This window comes from Streptomyces sp. WAC 06738 (assembly GCF_003945505.1).
GTDB lineage: Bacteria > Actinomycetota > Actinomycetes > Streptomycetales > Streptomycetaceae > Streptomyces.
Map to the genome: position 1 here is coordinate 2,439,547 of NZ_CP029618.1, position 18,345 is coordinate 2,457,891.

Genomic DNA, 18,345 nt, shown 5'->3' on the forward strand with positions numbered 1-18,345 from the left:
CACACGGCACACAGAGAACACCCGGCACATCCCCGCATATCCCGCGCACACCCGCCCCAGGGTAGGCCCCCCACCGACAGAACCGCCCGCCGGCACAACGCCCGCGGACCCGCCCCCCGTGGCGCGGCGCGGCCGTGCGGCAGATCGGACGGCTCGGGGGTCTGGCCCGTAGAAAGCGCTTGCGTCATGCTGGTGCCATGGCCGATCCCGCACTTCCGCCCCTCCCCGGCGGCGTCAGCGTCTCCCGGCTCCGCGTCTACGACTGGCAGGCCCCCGACGGCCTCCGCGGCGGCACCCCGCATCTGCACCTCGCCTGCACCGAGGCGTACGTCGTCCTCGGCGGCCACGGCGCCGTGCAGACCCTGACCGCCTCAGGGTACGCCGAGACCGAGCTGGTCGAGGACGCCGTCGTCTGGTTCACGCCGGGCACCATCCACCGGCTCGTCAACGCCGACGGCCGGCTCGACATCCTCGTCCTCATGCAGAACGCCGGTCTGCCCGAGGCCGGCGACGCCGTCTTCCCCTTCCCGTCCGACGTCCTGTACGACGACGACGCCTACGCCCGCGCCGCCGCGCTCGACCCGGCGGAGCCGGAGAAGTCCGCGCAGGCACGCCGCGATCTGGCACTGGCCGGCTTCGCCGAACTGGCCGGGGCCGCGCGGGCGGGCGATCCGGCACCGCTGGAGGCGTTCCACGCGCGGGCGGTGGAGCTGGTCCGGCCGCACCTGGACAACTGGCGCGAGCGCTGGGAACGGGGTCCGGCCGCCGCCGCGGCGGCGACGGACGCGCACCTGACCGCGCTCCACACGGACGGCGCCCATCTGCGGTCGGCGTCGGTGCAGCGGACGGGGGCGGAGTCGCGGTACGGGATGTGCGGCCGGCTCCAGGCGTGCGACCTGGACGGCGCGGTGACGGTGGGCACGTGACGGCGGGCACGTAACGGCGGGGACATAACGGCGGACCGAGACCGCGGTCCTCACCACCGCGCCGCCCCCACCCCACGTCCCCCGCACACCCCGCCCTAGGGTAGGCGCCCCCTCTGACACCGCGGCAACGGCCGCGACCCGGGTGGCGCCCGCCCCTCCCGCGAGAAGAATGTCAGGTATGCACCGGTTCCTGGCCCCGCTCCTCGCCCTGCTCGCCGCGCTCCTCACGGCATCCCCCGCGCACGCCCAGGACCCCGTCGGCGACGCCGCCAAGGCGCTGCGCGACCGGCCCGTGTACGTGCACCCCGACGTCCGGGGCCAGATGTCCGTCGATCAGGCCAACGCGCTCGCCGCCCGGATCAAGGACGAGGACAGCCCCGTCTTCGTCGCCGTGCTCCCCGCGGACTCGGACGTCGCCGCCCGCGACGTGCTGCCGAACCTCCGCTCCCGTACCGGCATCGCCGGCGTCTACGCCGTCCGCCTCGGCGACGGCTTCGGCGCCGCCGCCGACGATCGCGTGCTCTCCGCCCGCGCCGTCGACAATCTCCGCCGCGCCGCCGTCGGCGCCCACCCCGGCGACGCCACCGGCCAGCTCGTCACCTTCGCCGACGACGCCGCCGGGCAGGCCGGCGGCAGCGCCCCGTCCGGCTGGCGCGACAGCACGGGCATCGGCGGTACCGGGGCGCTCACGGTCGGCGTCGTGCTCCTGCTGCTCGTCGGCGCCGTCCTCTTCGTCCGGCAGCGCGCCAGGCTGCGGGACGTGGAGCGGGCCAGGACGGAGCTGGCGCGGCTGCGCACCGTCGTCGACGAGGACATCACCGCCTACGGCGAGGCGATGACCCGTATCGCCTTCGACCCCGCCGACCCGGCCGCCGACGACGCGATGCGCGCGGACTACCAGAAGGCGCTCGACGCGTACGAGAAGGCCAAGTCCCGGATGGACGCGGCCGGCGCCCCCGGCGACGTACGCGGCGTGACGGAGGCACTCGAGGAGGGGTGGTTCGCGCTGGCGACCCTGGAGGCCCGCCGTACCGGCGTCGCCCTCCCCGAGCGCCGCCCGCCGTGCTTCTTCGACCCCCGCCACGGCCCTTCGACCGACGACGTGGAGTGGACCCCGCCGGGCTCCGCGGCGCGCACCGTACCCGCGTGCGCGGCGGACGCGAACCTGCTGGCCGCCGGCGAGGAGCCGATGGTCCGCACGGTCCACACCTCCCGCGGCCCGCAGCCGTACTGGAACGCCGGCCCGGCGTACGCCCCCTGGGCGGGCGGCTACTTCGGCGGCGGCCTCCTCCCGGGGCTGCTCGTGGGCACGATGCTGGGGCAGGCGGTGTACGCCGCGGGCGGCTGGGCGGCGGCGGACGGCATGGGCGAGGGCGGCCACGCGGACGGGGACCCCGCCGGCGCCGACTTCGACCCCGGCGACTTCGGCGGCGGCTTCGGCGGTGGCCACTTCGGGGACGGCGGCTTCGGCGGCGGGGGGTTCGGGGACGGCGGCTTCGGCGGCTTCTGAACACGGCGGGACGGCCGCACGACAGGTCCGGCCCGGCCGGACGGCGCCCGTACCCGAGGCGGACGGACGGCCACCGCCCCGGCTACCGGTCCGCCGACTCCCGCCCCGAAGGCTCCCGCCGCTTCCGCGCCGCCGCCGGCGCCGGACCCCGTACCGCGCCCGGTGCCTGCCACTCCGCGCTCCGCCGCGCCCGCCGCTTGGCGCGCTCGCTGGAGCCGAGCTGGTACGGCACCGACGTCACCATCACACCCGGCGTGAACAGCAACCGTGCCTTCAGCCGCAGCGCGCTCTGGTTGTGCAGCAGGTGCTCGTACCAGTGCCCGACGACGTACTCCGGGATGTAGACGCTGATCACCGTGTCCGGCTTCTCCTGGCGCAGCCGCTTGACGTACTCGATCAGCGGCCTGGTGATCTCGCGGTACGGCGACTCGATGACGGTGAGCGGCACGTCCAGCTCGCTGTCCACCCACTGCTGCTGGAGCTGCCTGGTCTCCTCGGCGTCGACCCCGATGGTCAGCGCCTCCAGCTTGTCGGAACGTACGAGCTTCGCGTACGCCAGGGCGCGCATCGTCGGGCGGTGCAACTGGGAGACGAGCACGATCGAGTGCATGTGCCCGGGACGCGGCATCGCGTCGTCCGCCTCGCCCTCGGCGACCGCGACCTCCTGGGCGACACGGTCGTAGTGGCGGCGGATGGCGGCCATGACCACGTAGAAGAAGAGCATGCCGGCCAGCGCGATCCACGCGCCGTGGCTGAACTTGGTGACCAGCACGACCACCAGCACCAGCGCGCAGAACACCGCGCCGAAGCCGTTCATCGCCCGCGACCGCAGGATGCGGCGGCGCTCGTCGGGCCGGTGCTCGGCGGACAGCGCGCGGTTCCAGTGCCGCACCATGCCGGTCTGGCTGAAGGTGAAGGAGACGAAGACGCCGACGATGTAGAGCTGGATCAGCCGGGTGGAGTCGGCCTTGAACGCGTAGACGAGGGCCCCGGAGAGCAGGGCGACGAAGAGGATGCCGTTGCTGAACGCCAGCCGGTCGCCGCGGGTGTGCAACTGGCGCGGCAGGAAGCGGTCGTGGGCGAGGATCGAGCCAAGCACGGGGAAGCCGTTGTACGCGGTGTTGGCGGCCAGGAACAGCACGAGCGCCGTGGCCGCCGCCAGGACGACGAACGGCAGCGAGCCGTCGCCGAAGACCGCCGCGCCGACCTGCGCGATCACCGGGTTCTGGATGAAGCCGGAGCCGACCGCCTCGCCGTTCCGCAGCAGTTCCTCGGCGGGCCGCTCGGCCATCCGCACGTCGGTGTGGAGCGCGAGGACGATGATGCCGACGAACATGACGATCGCCAGCAGCCCCATCATCGCCAGCGTCGTCGCCGCGTTGCGGCTCTTGGGCTTGCGGAAGGCGGGCACGCCGTTGCTGATCGCCTCGACGCCGGTCAGCGCGGCGCAGCCGGAGGAGAAGGCCCGTAGCAGCAGGAAAATCAGCGCGAAGCCGGCGAGGCCGCCCGCGTGCTCGCTGTGGACCTCCAGGTCGGCGGTGGGGGCGCGCATCGTGTCGTCGAGGACGAGGGCGCGGAAGGCGCCCCAGACGATCATGATGAGGACGCTGCCGACGAAGACGTAGGTGGGGATGGCGAAGAGCGTCCCCGACTCCTTCACGCCGCGCAGGTTCATGGTGGTCAGCAGGCCGATGACGATCAGCGCGCAGAGCACCTTGTTGTCCGCGACGAACCCCCAGGCCGAGCCCAGGTTCTCCACGCCCGCGGAGACCGACACCGCGACGGTGAGCACGTAGTCGACGAGGAGCGCACTGGCCACCACCTGGCCGGCGCGGCGGCCGAGGTTGGTGGTGGCGACCTCGTAGTCGCCGCCGCCGCTGGGGTAGGCGTGCACCGTCTTGCGGTACGAGGCGACGACGACGACCATCAGCACGACGATGGCCGCGGTGATCCAGGGGCTGTACGAGTACGCCCCGACGCCGGCGATCGACAGGACGATCAGCACCTCGCCCGGGGCGTACGCGACCGAGGAGAGCGGGTCGGAGGCGAAGACCGGGAGCGCGACGCGCTTGGGGAGCAGCGTCTCGCCGAGCCGGTCGCTGCGAAGCGCGCGGCCGATCAGTATGCGCTTCGGCAGTTCGGTCAGCTTGGGCACGGGGCGATCGTAAGTGATCCGAAATACCGCTCTGGGCAGCGAAGTGCGCTTTGTCCAGGACGGCGCCGATGTTTTGACGCGACCCTAACGCCGGGCGTGCCGCCCGCGCTGCGGCCCGCCGTCGCCGCCGTCGGCGGCGGGGGTGGCCGGGTGGCCCTCCGGCTCGTCCGCGGAAGGGCCCGCCGGGGGCGCCTTCTTGGCGCGGCTGCGGGCGCGCAGGTACTCGATGACGATCGGCAGCACCGACAGCAGCACGATGCCGATGAGGATCGCCTCGATGTTCTCGTGCACGAAGTCGATCCGGCCCAGGGCGGCGCCCAGAAGGGTGACGCCGACGCCCCAGAGGACGCCGCCGATGACGTTGAAGACGACGAACTGCCGGTAGTTCATCCGGCTGACGCCGGCGATGATCGGGGTGAAGGTGCGCACGATGGGCACGAAGCGGGCGAGGACCAGCGACTTCGGGCCGTGTTTCTCGAAGAACTCGTGCGCCTTCTGCACGTTCTCCTGTTTGAAGAGCCTGGAGTCCGGGCGGTTGAAGAGGGCCGGGCCGACCTTCCGGCCGAAGAGATAGCCGACCTGGTCGCCGACGACGGCCGCGACGGCGATGAGCACGCACATCAGCCACAGCGGGAAGTCGAGCACGTCCGAGGTGATCAGCAGGCCCGTGGTGAAGAGCAGCGAGTCGCCCGGCAGGAAGAACCCGATGAGGAGCCCGGACTCGGCGAAGACGATCACGAGCACGCCGAGCACGCCGAACTTGTCGATCAGGAAGTCGGGATCCAGCCATCCGGGTCCGAGCGCGAGCGTGTTCATGGGTTCGGGACTCCAGACATCTGGGACGGGCGGCAGGGAGAAGAGTGGGCCACCTACGGGGGAGAACGCAAGCCGGGTGCGTCCGGTTCCGGACGCGGCGCGCAGGGGCGGGGAGGCGGGCGGGAGCGGCGGCGGGGGCCTGGTGGGAGGGCCGCGGGCTCGCCGCGGCGCGGGGCTAGACCGGCTCCTCCGGCCAGCCGAGGAGCCGGGCGCCCATGGCGGCGGTCTCCAGGGTGTAGCGGTGCAGGGAGTCCGCCACGTCGTAGCCGGTGAGGGTGCGTATCCGGTCCAGCCGGTACGACAGCGTCCGCACGCTCACGCCCAGCCGCCGGGCGGCCTCGGCGTTGACGTAGCCGGCGGCGGCGCACGTCTGCAGCGTGGCGAGCAGCGGCTCGGCGCCGCCGCGGGCCTGCGTCAGCGGGCCGAGGACGGTCCGTACCAGATCGGCCATCGCGGCCCGGTCGCGCAGCAGCACGGGGAAGACCAGCAGCTCGGCGGCCCGCAGCACGGGCTGCGCGAGGCCGAGCACGGCGGCCATGTCGAGCGCGCCGAGGGCCTCCTCGTAGCTGCGTACGACCCCGCCGGGGCCCGCGTGCTCGCGGCCCATGGCGACGCGGGTGGCGCCGGCATAGCCGCTGCCCGGCTCCAGGGCCACCTTGGCGAAGGCGTCGAGCAGGGCGCGCTCGCTGCTGCCGGCGACGCAGACGAGCCGGCCCTCCTTGGTGGTCAGCAGCACGTCGCGCTCGACGAAGCGGCCCAGCAGCTCCCGCTCGATGCGCCGCACCAGGGGGTGGACGTCGGCGAAGGGCTCCTCGCCGGCGGCGACCGCGACGGCGTGGGCGCGGGCCAGCCGCAGCCCGAAGCGCTCCGCGCGCTCGGCGAGCCGGCCGAGGTCGCTGCGGCCGTAGAGCAGGTCGTCGACGAACTCGCGGCGCTCGGCCTCCTCCTGCCGGACCGCGAGCCGCTGGGCGCGCTCGTGGCCCTCGCCGAGCGCGCTCACGGCCGCCTCGACCGCGGCCAGCACGGCGTCGCCGCTGCGGGCGCGCTCGGCGGCGCTCGCGGCCCTGGCCACGCCGGGCAGGGCGGCCCAGGTACGGCGGGTCTCGGCGAGGTGTCCCGCGACCAGCTCGCGCAGGCTGCGTCCCGACTCGGCGGCCTGCTCGCCCAGCTCGCGCAGGGCGTCCAGCTCGGGGCGGCGCAGCAGCCGGCCGGTGGCGGACACGTCGGCCAGCAGGTCCGCGTAGCCGACGAGGACATCGGGGGGTGACCCCGCCACGCGCGTTCGCGCCACCACCGCTCCCGGTTGCCGGATCCTGGAGACGGGACACCGCGGTCGCTGCCGGGTCCCGGAAATGTGGCGCCAAGAGTACGTCACGGCGGTTCGGGCGGGAAAGCGCGGCCCGTACGCGGCCGGGGCGGCGGGAACCCGCTTCCCGCCGCCCCGGCCCGGCCGGCGAGTCCGCCTGCCGCCTCGTCCGCGGAGCCGGTCCGCCGGCCTCCCGGCGCGTCCGCGGAGCCTCTGCCTCAGCCCGTCAGCTCGACCGCCCGCCGGACGGTCTCGGCGAGGTCGCCCACGGCCGGGTCCTCGGTCTCGGCGGCCAGGTCCTCGGCGTGGCCGGCGAGGTCGTCGACCGTGGGTGCCCCGGGCAGCGGCAGGTACCCGGCGCCCGTGGTACCGGCGCCCTCCTTCTCCTTGCCGTCCTCGTACGGCTCGGGGGTGGGGGTCGGGGTGGTGCCGGCGCCGGAGCCGCCGCGCAGGGCGTCGGCGAAGTAGGCGGCGAGCGCGGTGAGCTGCAGCCGGGGCGGGGCCGCGCCCCACAGGTCGCCGGTGAGGGCGCCCGCGTCGACGGTGCTGGACTCCTCGTGCGGGGCGCGGGTGTCGGGGTCGAGCCAGCGCACGGTGGCCGTCGCGACGCTGCCCGAGGCGCCCTCGGCGAGCCGGACGGCGTAGAGCGCGGTGACGGTGTGGCCGGGGCCGACCTCGCCGCCGTCGACGGCGTCGTTGCGGAAGTCCTCGTCGGCGACCTGGCGGTTGTCGTAGCCGATCAGCCGGTAGTCGGAGACGGCGTCCGCGTCGAAGACGACCTGCGCCTTGGCGTCCCGGGCGCGCAGGTCGACGTTGCGCGGCAGGTCCTCGACGAAGACCTTGCGGGCCTCGGTGGTCCCGGAGACGTAGGCGGTGTGGCCGTCGCCCTGGTTGGTCAGCCGCTCCATCAGCGCGTCGCCGTACTCGCTGCCGACGCCGACGCCGAAGAGGGTGATGCCGTAGTCCTCCCGGGCCGCGGCGATGCGGTCGAGGATCGTCTCCGCGTCGGTGGCGCCGGTGTTGGCGAGGGCGTCGGAGAGCAGGACGACGCGGTTGGTGGCGCCCTTGCGGTGGCCGTCGACCGCCTCGTCGTAGCCGCGGGCCACGCCCGCCTCGAGGTTGGTGCTCTCGGTGGGCTGCAACTCCTCGACCGCGTCGTGGATACGGTCCTCCGCCCCGCCGACGGCCGTCATCGGCAGCACCGTACGGGCCTCGTCGCTGAACGCCACGAGCGCCAGCGCGTCGTCGTCGCGCAGCTCGTCGACCGCGGTGTGCAGGGCCTCCCGTACGAGGCTGAGCCGGCCGGGCTCCGCCATCGAGCCGGAGACGTCCACGACGAAGGTCAGCGCGGCGGGCCGGCGCGCCTGCGTGCCGTACTCGTTGCTCTCCGGGCGGGTCGCCAGCCCCACGCGCATCAGCGACCAGCGGTCGTCCGCCGTGCGGGCGCCGTCGGCGGTGACGGAGAAGCCGTCGTCCTCGGGCGCGGGGTAGTCCTGGCTGAAGCTGTTGATGAACTCCTCGTGGCGCACGGTGTCCGGCTGCGGCAGCGCCCCGCTGTCGATCGTGCGGCGGGCGTAGCTGTACGAGGCGGTGTCCACGTCGAGCGCGAAGGTGGAGACCATGTCGGGCTCCGGTACGAAGGAGTCCGCCCGTTCCTTGCCCGCGGCCTCCGGCGCGGCGTCGTACGCACCCCCCGGGGCCGCGGAGGGCGCCGCGGGAGCCGGCAGCGGCGCGCTCCCGCCGCCGGCCCGGTCATGGGACACCTGCTTGTCGCTCGTATCGCCCCCGCCCCCGCTGCAGCCCGTCAGCAACAGCGGCACCGTCATCATTCCTGCCAGTCCTGTGAGCACCGCGCGTCTCATCGCGCCCCTCCCTCGTGCCGTCCTCATCGGGACTGTGACGAAGGAGGGGGCGATTCGGTGCCGTTACTCCGTCGACTCGCGGATCCCGGCCCGGGGCATCAGTGACACGGCATCAGCTCCTCGCACACACGACGGTTGATGGTGGAGGCGGTGCGGAACACCGGGACCGTCCGGATCCCGATGCCGCAGACATGTCGCACCGTTACCCGCAAAGTACCCCCGGCCGCACGATCTGCCTCCCCAACGGCGGCACCGGTCTCAGCGGGACGTCGGGAAGCCCAGGTCGACGCCGCCGTCAGCGGGGTCGGGCCAGCGGGTCGTGACGACCTTCGCCCGGGTGTAGAAGCGGACGCCGTCCTCGCCGTAGATGTGGTGGTCGCCGAAGAGGGAGTCCTTCCAGCCGCCGAAGGAGTGGTAGCCCACGGGCACCGGGATCGGCACGTTCACGCCGACCATCCCGGCGGTGGCCTCGAGCTGGAAGCGGCGCGCGGCGCCGCCGTCGCGGGTGAAGATGGCGGTGCCGTTGCCCCACGGCGAGCCGTTGACGAGCCGCACGCCCTCCTCGTACGTCTCCGCCCGCACCACGCACAGCACCGGCCCGAAGATCTCGTCCCGGTAGGCCTCGGACTCCACCGGCACCCGGTCCAGCAGGCTGACCCCGATCCAGTGGCCGTCCTCGCGGCCGGGAACGGTGTAGCCCGTGCCGTCCACGACCACCTCGGCGCCCTGCGCCGCGGCCCCCCGCACATAGCCGGCGACCTTGTCGCGGTGCTCGCGGGTGATGAGCGGGCCCATCTCCGAGTCGGGGTCGTCGCCGGGGCCGATACGGACCTTGCGCGCCCGCTCGGCGATCTTCGTCACCAGCTCGTCGCCCGTGTCCCCGACCGCGACCACCGCGGAGACCGCCATGCAGCGCTCCCCCGCCGACCCGTACGCCGCCGAGACCGCGGCGTCCGCGGCCGCGTCCAGATCGGCGTCGGGGAGCACCAGCATGTGGTTCTTCGCGCCGCCGAGCGCCTGGACGCGCTTGCCGTGGGAGGTGCCGGTGGTGAAGACGTACCGGGCGATCGGGGTGGAGCCGACGAAGCTGAGCGCGGCGACGTCGGGGTGCTCCAGCAGCCGGTCGACGGCCTCCTTGTCTCCGTGGACGACGTTGAAGACCCCCTCCGGCAGTCCCGCCTCGGCGAGCAGCTCCGCGAGCAGCCCGGAGGCCGACGGGTCCTTCTCGCTGGGCTTCAGCACGAAGGTGTTGCCGCAGGCGATGGCCAGCGGGAACATCCACATCGGAACCATCGCGGGGAAGTTGAACGGCGTGATGCCCGCGACCACGCCGACGGGCTGGCGGATCGAGGCGACGTCGATACGGGTGGAGACCTGCGTGGACAGCTCGCCCTTGAGCAACTGCGGAATGCCGCAGGCGACCTCGACGATCTCCAGCCCGCGGGCCACCTCCCCGAGGGCGTCGGAGTGCACCTTGCCGTGCTCGGCGGTGATCAGCCGGGCGACGTCCTCGCGGCGGGCGGCGAGCAGTTCGCGGAAGCGGAACAGCACGGCGGTGCGCCGCGCGAGCGACGACACGCCCCACTCCGCGAACGCCTCGCGGGCGGCGGCGACGGCGGCGTCCACCTCGGCGGCGGAGGCGAACGCGACCTCGGCGGCCTGCGCCCCGGTGGCGGGGTCGTAGACCGGCCCCGACCGTCCCGACGCGCCCTCGACTGCCTTGCCGCCGATCCAGTGGCCGATGGTCTTCATGGGCAATCCCTTCGTCCAGCAACGGTTTCGGTCTAACCGCCGCCGAGGAGCCGTGTCAATCATGCGTCGATCACGCCGCGTGCGTGTCTCGTCACCAATGTCACGGTTACGTCGGTTCCCCACCACAGGTGCTCGACAACCCCCCGGCGAGGGTCGGAGGGGGTCTCCCGGCGGGCACAGGGTCACTGATCACCAGGGGCGCTGCCCCGGCGCCCCGCCGGGAGGTACAGAGATGACGGACAGTCTGTGGTCGTACAAGGAGATCGCGGCACACATCGGCGTGCAGACCGAGACCGTGCGGTCGTACCGGAAGCACGGGATGCTGCCGGCGCCCGACGTCGTCGAGCACGGCAAGCCCTACTGGTACCCGGACACGGTGCGCGCCTGGGTCGCCCAGCGGCCCAGCAGCCGCACCCGCCGCGGCCGCCGGTGACGCCCCGCCCCGCGGCCGGGCCGGCTCCCCGGGCCGGCGGGTGTCACCGCCCGCCGATAGGCGTGAGGTCGTCGGACTTCTCCGCCGGCCGCTCCTCCTCCTGACCGGCCGCCCGGGGCCCGCCTTCGCCGAATCCGCTGCGCTCGACGCGCTCGTGGAACCGGCGCAGCGGCCCGGGCGCCCACCACGTGGCGGCCCCGGTCAGCTTCAGCACCGCCGGCACCAGCAGCCCGCGCACCACCATCGCGTCCATCAGCACCGCGAGCGCGAGGCCGATGCCCAGCATCTTGGTGTTGGTGACCCGGGAGGTGCCTATCGCGAACATCACCACCGCGAGGATCACCGCGGCCGCGGTGATGAGCCCGCCGGTCCGCCGCAGCCCGAAGACCACGGCCCCGTCCCGGTCCCCGGTGCGGTCGTACTCCTCCTTGATGCGGGAGAGCAGGAAGACGCCGTAGTCCATGGACAGGCCGAAGGCGACGCAGAACATCAGCACCGGCAGCGTCGTCTCGATGTCGCCGGTGGCGGTGAAGTCCAGCACCCCGGACAGGTTGCCGTCCTGGAAGACCCACACGATGGCGCCGAACATCGCGGTGAGGCTCAGCGCGTTGAGCACGACGGCCACGAACGGTATGAGCACGCTGCCGGTGAGGAGGAAGAGCAGGATCAGCGTGGCCAGCACGATCATGAGGGCTGCCCAGGGCAGGACGGACTGGATGGAGTCCTTGGCGTCCACCAGGTCGGCGGCCGAGCCGGCGACCGACGCCTCGAACGGCGGCCCCAAGTCCCGGATGTCGCGCACCAGGTCCTGGCTGGACGCCTCCACCGCCTCGCCCTCGGCGGTCACGGTCAGATAGCCGGCCCCGGCGTTCATCGCGGAGCCGTCGACCCGCTCCACCCCGTCCAGCGCGGCGATCCGCTCCTGGTACGCGGCCAGCTCCGCGGCGGCCGGGCCGCCCTCGACGTAGATCTCGATCGTCCCGCCGGGAGTACCGGGGAAGCCGTCCCTGATGTGCTCCTGCACCACGTGGGACTCGGCCGACCCGGGAAGCTGCCGGTCGTCCGCCGTACCGAACTGCACTCCCAGGAACGGCAGTCCGAGCAGCATCAGCCCGCCGGTCGTGAGCACCGCGAAGACAGGCGCCCGGCGCATCACGACCTTGGCCAGCCGCGCCCAGCCGCGGCCGCTCTCGGCGCCGCCGGGCACCCCGCCGCCCCGCTTGGGCAGGATGCGCCAGGCGTTGACCCGCGGGCCGAGCAGCACCAGCGCGGCGGGCAGCACCGTCAGCGCCGCCACCGCGGCCAGCAGCACCACCGCTATCCCGGCGTACGCGAACGAGCGCAGGAAGTACTGCGGGAAGAGCAGCATCGCCGAGAGCGACACCGCGACCGTCAGCGCCGAGAACAGCACCGTGCGGCCGGCGGTCCGCAGCGTGGTGCCCACCGCGCCGAGCGGATCCGCGCCCGCCGCCAGCTCCTCCCGGTAGCGCCGGACGATGAACAGTGCGTAGTCGATGGCGAGTCCGAGGCCGAGGGCCGTGGTCAGGTTCTGCGCGAAGACCGACACGTCCGCGAACTCGGTGATGCCGCGCAGCACCGCGTTCGTCCCCAGGATGGCGATGATGCCCACGGCCAGCGGCAGCAGCGCGGCGACCGCGCTGCCGAAGACCACGATGAGCAGCAGGAGCGTCACCGGCAGGGCGATGATCTCGGCGCGCAGCAGGTCCTCCTGGATGGTGCCCTGCAACTCGTCGTAGATCGCGGCCTGCCCGCCGAGGCGCACCTCGACCGGGCCGTGCTCACCGCGGAAGTCCGGTGCCAGCTCGTCGAAGACCTCGCTGTTGCGCGTCTCGTCCCCGGTGATCCGCGCGGCGATCAGCGCCTCGCTGCCGTCCTCGGACCGCAGTCCGGCGGCCGCGGCCGCCGCGCCCCGCGCCTCGCCCGCGCCTGCCGCGCCCTCGGCCGGGCCGGCCTCCGCCTGTCCTGCGGCCCGGGCCGCCGCCCAGTACGACGTCACCCCTTCGACGGAGTCCACCGCCGCCAGCCGCCCGGCCAGCCGCTCCGCCTCGGCGGCGACGGCGGGGTCGTCCACCCCGTCCGGCCGGCCGCTGTCCACGAGCAGCAGCAGGTTCGGCCGGGCGCCGGGGAACTGCTCGTCCAGCGCGTCCGCGGCGTACGCCGACTCGGACGCAGGATCCTGCCACCCCCCGCCGCTCATGCGGTCCGCCACCCCGCTCCCGGCCACCACGGCCAGCGCCGTGAAGACCAGCGCGAGCAGCAGCGACAGCCTGGGCCGCGCCGTGACGAACCGCGTCCAGCGGCTCACCCCGGCCGTCCCCCCGTTCGTGCCCTCGGCCATCGGACCCGCCCTCTCGTTGCACAGCGCAATAGAATGAGACACGAGCCGGAATACGAGTCCGCGCTCGCGTTCACTCAGAATGCGAGCGGTCGCTCGTGTTTGTCAACTCCTACCCGGAGGCTGTGGATAGCCGTGTCGAATCCAGCACCGGCCGTCGGCGGACACGCCCCCGCCGACCGGCCGCCCCGCCGCCGGCAGGCGCGCGGCGAGCGGCGCGTGCAGCAGTTGCTCGACGCCGCCGCGGCCGTGTTCGCCCGCAGCGGATACGCCGCCGCGTCCACGAACGCCATCGCCCGCGAGGCCGGCGTCTCCCCCGGCACGCTGTACCAGTTCTTCCCGAACAAGGAGGCGGTGGCGGTCGAGTTGGGCCGCCGCTACAACCACGAACTCCAGGAGACGAACAGCGAGGCGTTCACCCCCGCCAACGCCGCACTCCCGCTCGGCGCGATGCTCGACGCCGCCCTCGACCCGGTGATCGACTTCTGCGCCGCCAACCCCGGCTTCGAGGTGCTGCTGCAGAGCGCGGACGCCCCGGGCCTGGTCGCGGAGGAGCACGAGGCGGTGCACACGACGATCGTGGCCGCCGTCGAGGGCATGCTCACCCTGCGCGCCCCGGAGCTCTCGGGCACCGAGATCGCCCGCACCACCGCCATGTCGTTCAGCATCTTCAAGGCGGGTCTGGAGCTGTTCATGACCGCCGGGGAGGCCGAACGGGAGCCGTACCGCGGGGAGATCAAGCGGGCCCTGTTCGGCTACCTCGCGCCGGTCGTCGGCACCGACGCCATAGCCCCGCCGGGCTGACCGCGGGATCAGCGCGGGAAAATACCCCTAGGGGGTATACTGTGGAGTGCAGGGAGCAGGACACGGCTGCGCCCACCGTCGACAAGGGAGACTCCCATGAGCGCTCAGACCTCCGTCACCACCGTCTACAAGGTCACCGGCATGACCTGCGGCCACTGCGAGGGCGCCGTGAGCGCCGAGATCTCCGAACTCGACGGCGTCTCCTCGGTCAAGGCCGCGGCCGCCACCGGCGAGGTGACCGTCACCTCCGCCGCCCCGCTCGACGAGGAGAAGGTGCGCGCCGCGGTCGACGAGGCCGGGTACGAACTGACCGGCACGGCCTGAGCCGTACGGTCCGCGGCGAACGCCGCCCCCGCATCCGCACGCGCGACGCGGGGGCGGCGTCGGCGCGCGGAGCCGCCGGTTGCGCGACCCTGGGCGAGTGACTTAGATCACACTGATCGGGGGGTAACCATCGGCGCCATTCGCGTGTCTATTCGGGTGACGTCGACACCCGGCGGAGTCGACGTGCACGAGGCCGGGACGGCACGTGCGAGGAGCATTGAGCGGCCCCTCCCGCGGCGGCGTCCCGGCGGCATGAAGGCGCCCGGCCCTTACCGGGGCCGGGAGAGCGAAGCGCCCCGTCGACTGATCCGTGGGGGGATCGCAGACGGGGCGCCTTCGCGTTCTCGTGCGTCGTGCCGGCGTGCGGGTGGCCGGCAGCTCAGCGCTCTTCGACCGGGACGAAGTCTCGCAGCACCTCACCGGTGTAGATCTGCCGGGGACGGCCGATCCGGGAGCCGGGCTCCTTGATCATCTCGTGCCACTGGGCGACCCAGCCCGGCAGCCGCCCGAGCGCGAAGAGCACCGTGAACATCTCGGTCGGGAAGCCCATGGCGCGGTAGATGAGGCCGGTGTAGAAGTCGACGTTCGGGTACAGCTTGCGCTCGACGAAGTAGTCGTCGGCGAGCGCGTGCTCCTCCAGCTTGAGGGCGATGTCCAGCAGCTCGTCGGACTTGCCCAGCGCGGAGAGGACATCGTGCGCCGCCGCCTTGATGATCTTCGCCCGGGGGTCGAAGTTCTTGTAGACGCGGTGCCCGAAGCCCATGAGCTTCACGCCGTCTTCCTTGTTCTTCACCTTGCGGATGAAGGTGTCGACGTCGCCGCCCGTGGCCTGGATGCCCTCCAGCATCTCCAGCACGCTCTGGTTGGCGCCGCCGTGCAGGGGCCCCCAGAGCGCGCTGATGCCCGCCGAGATGGAGGCGAAGAGGTTGGCCTGCGAAGAGCCGACCAGCCGCACGGTGGAGGTCGAACAGTTCTGCTCGTGGTCGGCGTGCAGGATCAGCAGCTTGTCGAGCGCGCTGACCACGACCGGGTCCAGGTCGTACTCGGCGGCGGGCACCGAGAAGGTCATGCGCAGGAAGTTCTCGACGTACCCGAGGTCGTTGCGCGGGTAGACCACCGGATGGCCGACGGACTTCTTGTACGCGTACGCCGCGATCGTCGGCAGCTTGGCCAGCAGCCGGATCGTCGACAGGTGCCGCTGCTGCTCGTCGAACGGGTTGTGGCTGTCCTGGTAGAAGGTCGACAGCGCGCTGACCACGGAGGACAGCATCGCCATCGGGTGTGCGTCCCGCGGGAAGCCGTCGTAGAAGCGCTTGACGTCCTCGTGCAGGAGGGTGTGGCGGGTGATCTCGCCCTTGAACACCGACAGCTCGTCGACGCTGGGCAGCTCACCGTTGATCAGCAGGTACGCGACTTCCAGGAACGTGCTGCGCTCGGCGAGCTGTTCGATGGGGTAGCCGCGGTAACGCAGAATCCCCTGCTCGCCGTCCAGATAGGTGATGGCCGACTTGTACGCCGCGGTGTTGCCGTAGCCGCTGTCCAGGGTCACCAGCCCGGTCTGGGAGCGCAGCTTTCCGATGTCGACGCCGGTGTCACCGACGGTGCTGTCGACGATCGGGAAGGTGTACTCGCCGTCGCCGTACCGAAGTACTGCAGATTTGTCGCTCACTCTGTCCTCACCCGACGTATCGTGCCTCTTCTTTGAGGTGTGCTTGAGGTGCCCTGACTACCCTCCAGCTTCCCCCATGCGGAGCTCTTCCGTGCACTCGGGGTCGGCTGCCGGATCAACATACGGCACTGCGTGCCACATACGGACCATCGTGCCCTGTCGGAGCGCGTTATGGGAGACCCACTCGCCCACGCAGCCGATGATCCAGCGCCGTGCAACGCCGGCCTGCGGAAACGGTCCGCACCGCCTGGCCGAGGGCCTTGCGGGAGCCGACCAGCACGACCAGCTTCTTGGCCCGGGTGACGGCCGTGTACAGCAGGTTCCGTTGGAGCATCATCCAGGCGCCGGTGGTGACGGGGATCACCACCGCCGGATACTCGCTGCCCTGCGAACGGTGGATGGTGACGGCGTACGCGTGCGTCAGCTCGTCCAGCTCGTCGAAGTCGTACGGCACCTCCTCGTCCTCGTCCGTGAGCACCGTCAGCCGCTGCTCGTCGGCATCCAGGGCGGTGACGACGCCGACGGTGCCGTTGAAGACCCCGTTGCTCCCCTTCTCGTAGTTGTTCCGTATCTGCGTGACCTTGTCGCCGACGCGGAACGTACGGCCGCCGAAGCGCTTCTCCGGCAACCCGGGGCGGCCCGGGGTGACGGCCTCCTGGAGCAGCCCGTTGAGCGCGCCGGCGCCCGCGGGGCCACGGTGCATGGGGGCGAGGACCTGCACATCGCGGCGCGGGTCGAGGCCGAATTTGGCCGGAATCCGACGCGCCGCCACATCCACCGTCAGCCGGCCGGCGGCCTCCGTGTCGTCCTCGGCGAAGAGGAAGAAGTCGGCGAGGCCCTGGGTGAGGGGCTGGACCCCGGAGTTGATGCGGTGCGCGTTCGTCACCACGCCGGACTGCCGGGCCTGGCGGAAGATCCGGGTCAGCCGGACCGCGGGCACCGGACCGCCCTCGGCCAGCAGGTCGCGCAGCACCTCCCCGGCGCCGACGGACGGCAGTTGGTCGACGTCGCCGACGAGCAGCAGGTGCGCCCCCGGCGGCACCGCCTTGGCCAGCTTGTTCGCCAGCAGCAGGTCGAGCATCGAGGCTTCGTCGACGACGACCAGGTCGGCGTCGAGCGGGCGGTCCCTGTCGTACGCGGCGTCGCCGCCCGGCTTCAGCTCCAGCAGCCGGTGGACCGTGGACGCCTCGGCGCCGGTGAGCTCCGCCAGCCGCTTGGCCGCGCGGCCCGTGGGCGCCGCCATCACCACCTTCGCCCGCTTGGCCCGGGCCAGCTCCACGATCGAGCGGACCGTGAACGACTTGCCGCAGCCCGGGCCACCGGTGAGCACGGCGACCTTCTCCGTCAGCGCCAGCCGGACCGCCTGCTCCTGCTCGGGCGCCAGCTCCGCGCCGGTGCGACCGCCGAGCCAGCTCAGCGCCCGGTCCCAGTCGACATCCTGGAAGGCGGGCATCCGGTCCCGCTCGGTGCGCAGCAGGCGCAGCAACTGGGCCGCCAGGGAGACCTCCGCGCGGTGGAACGGCACGAGGTAGATCCCCTGCACGGCCTCCTGACCGGCCGGCCCGGGCACCGTCTCCCGGACGACGCCCTCCTCCTTCACCAGCTCGTCCAGGCAGTCGATGACCAGGCCCGTGTCGACCTGGAGCAGCTTGACCGCCTCGGTGATGAGCTGCTGCTCGGGCAGGAAGCAGTTGCCCTGGTCGGAGGACTGCGACAGCGCGTACTGAAGGCCGGCCTTCACCCGCTCCGGGCTGTCGTGCGGGATGCCGACGGAGCGGGCGATCCGGTCGGCGGTGAGGAAGCCGATGCCCCAGACGTCGGCCGCCAGCCGGTACGGCTCGTTCTTCACCACGGAGATGGAGGCGTCCCCGTACGACTTGTAGATCCGCACGGCGATGGACGTGGAGACGCCGACGCCCTGGAGGAAGAGCATGACCTCCTTGATCGCCTTCTGCTCCTCCCAGGCGGCGCCGATCAGCTTCGTCCGCTTGGGGCCGAGGCCGGGGACCTCGACGAGCCGGGCGGGATCCTCCTCGATGACGTCGAGGGTGTCGACGCCGAAGTGGTCGACGATGCGCTCGGCGATGCGGGGCCCGATGCCCTTGATCAGCCCCGAGCCGAGATACCGGCGGATGCCCTGGACGGTGGCGGGGAGGACCGTTCGGTAGTTCTCCACGGTGAACTGTTTGCCGTACTGCGGGTGGGAGCCCCAGCGGCCCTCCATGCGCAGCGACTCGCCGGGCTGGGCGCCGAGGAGGGCGCCGACGACCGTGAGGAGATCGCCGCCGCCGCGGCCGGTGTCGACGCGGGCGACCGTGTACCCGTTGTCCTCGTTGGCGTACGTGATCCGCTCGAGGACCCCCTCCACCACCGCCAGTTGCGTCATGGGAAAGACGCTATCGCCGGGCCCCGACATCGCGGACCGGCCTGTG

At 72.7% G+C, this 18,345-nt stretch carries 13 protein-coding genes; 5 read left to right on the forward strand and 8 right to left on the reverse strand.

The annotated features are described in order from the left end of the window. Nucleotides 1-197: 197 nt before the first annotated feature. Both DMB38_RS10210 and DMB38_RS10215 read left to right on the forward strand, forming a co-directional pair. Entirely contained in the window at nt 198-926 is a 729-nt protein-coding gene (locus DMB38_RS10210) for a cupin (RefSeq protein ID WP_125934901.1), read from the forward strand. A 178-nt stretch (nt 927-1,104) separates the two neighbouring features. After that, nucleotides 1,105-2,436, forward strand: coding sequence for a hypothetical protein (locus DMB38_RS10215; RefSeq protein WP_125934902.1), 1,332 nt, complete (start codon nt 1,105-1,107; stop codon nt 2,434-2,436). 82 nt (nt 2,437-2,518) lie between these two features. Here the strand turns inward: DMB38_RS10215 and DMB38_RS10220 are convergent, their stop codons facing one another. From DMB38_RS10220 to DMB38_RS10240, 5 genes are all read right to left on the reverse strand, one after another. Continuing rightward, a complete protein-coding gene (locus tag DMB38_RS10220; RefSeq protein WP_125934903.1) occupies nt 2,519-4,591 on the reverse strand; it encodes an APC family permease in 2,073 nt (690 codons plus the stop codon). 84 nt (nt 4,592-4,675) lie between these two features. After that, the gene (locus DMB38_RS10225) at nt 4,676-5,407 is read right to left on the reverse strand and encodes a VTT domain-containing protein (RefSeq protein WP_125934904.1); all 732 of its coding nucleotides are present in this window, start codon (nt 5,405-5,407) and stop codon (nt 4,676-4,678) included. Nucleotides 5,408-5,582: 175 nt separating this feature from the next. Beyond that, nucleotides 5,583-6,701 carry a helix-turn-helix domain-containing protein gene (locus DMB38_RS10230; protein ID WP_125934905.1) on the reverse strand — a complete coding sequence of 373 codons (1,119 nt, stop codon included), beginning with the start codon at nt 6,699-6,701 and terminating at the stop codon, nt 5,583-5,585. A gap of 230 nt (nt 6,702-6,931) precedes the next feature. Beyond that, complete coding sequence (locus DMB38_RS10235; protein ID WP_125938934.1) at nt 6,932-8,539, reverse strand: von Willebrand factor type A domain-containing protein; 1,608 nt, start codon at nt 8,537-8,539, stop codon at nt 6,932-6,934. A 294-nt stretch (nt 8,540-8,833) separates the two neighbouring features. Beyond that, nucleotides 8,834-10,327: a CoA-acylating methylmalonate-semialdehyde dehydrogenase gene (locus DMB38_RS10240; protein ID WP_125934906.1), complete on the reverse strand. Its 1,494-nt coding sequence runs from the start codon at nt 10,325-10,327 to the stop codon at nt 8,834-8,836. A gap of 232 nt (nt 10,328-10,559) precedes the next feature. Here DMB38_RS10240 and DMB38_RS10245 point away from each other — a divergent pair, with 232 nt between their 5' ends. Continuing rightward, nucleotides 10,560-10,760 (forward strand): MerR family transcriptional regulator, encoded by a 201-nt coding sequence (locus DMB38_RS10245; RefSeq protein WP_047015878.1) that lies wholly within the window; start codon nt 10,560-10,562, stop codon nt 10,758-10,760. Between the two features lie 43 nt (nt 10,761-10,803). Here the strand turns inward: DMB38_RS10245 and DMB38_RS10250 are convergent, their stop codons facing one another. Beyond that, nucleotides 10,804-13,119 (reverse strand): MMPL family transporter, encoded by a 2,316-nt coding sequence (locus tag DMB38_RS10250; RefSeq protein WP_125934907.1) that lies wholly within the window; start codon nt 13,117-13,119, stop codon nt 10,804-10,806. A 132-nt stretch (nt 13,120-13,251) separates the two neighbouring features. Here DMB38_RS10250 and DMB38_RS10255 point away from each other — a divergent pair, with 132 nt between their 5' ends. Together DMB38_RS10255 and DMB38_RS10260 are read left to right on the forward strand one after the other, a co-directional pair. Continuing rightward, entirely contained in the window at nt 13,252-13,920 is a 669-nt protein-coding gene (locus tag DMB38_RS10255; RefSeq protein ID WP_125934908.1) for a TetR/AcrR family transcriptional regulator, read from the forward strand. Nucleotides 13,921-14,016: 96 nt separating this feature from the next. Then, nucleotides 14,017-14,244 (forward strand): cation transporter, encoded by a 228-nt coding sequence (locus DMB38_RS10260; protein WP_125934909.1) that lies wholly within the window; start codon nt 14,017-14,019, stop codon nt 14,242-14,244. Between the two features lie 379 nt (nt 14,245-14,623). On the opposite strand, the gene DMB38_RS10265 is transcribed toward DMB38_RS10260, so the two are convergent. Together DMB38_RS10265 and DMB38_RS10270 are read right to left on the reverse strand one after the other, a co-directional pair. After that, nucleotides 14,624-15,913 (reverse strand): citrate synthase, encoded by a 1,290-nt coding sequence (locus tag DMB38_RS10265; protein ID WP_125934910.1) that lies wholly within the window; start codon nt 15,911-15,913, stop codon nt 14,624-14,626. Nucleotides 15,914-16,082: 169 nt separating this feature from the next. Beyond that, nucleotides 16,083-18,299: an ATP-dependent RecD-like DNA helicase gene (locus tag DMB38_RS10270; protein ID WP_125934911.1), complete on the reverse strand. Its 2,217-nt coding sequence runs from the start codon at nt 18,297-18,299 to the stop codon at nt 16,083-16,085. Between the last annotated feature and the right edge of the window lie 46 nt (nt 18,300-18,345).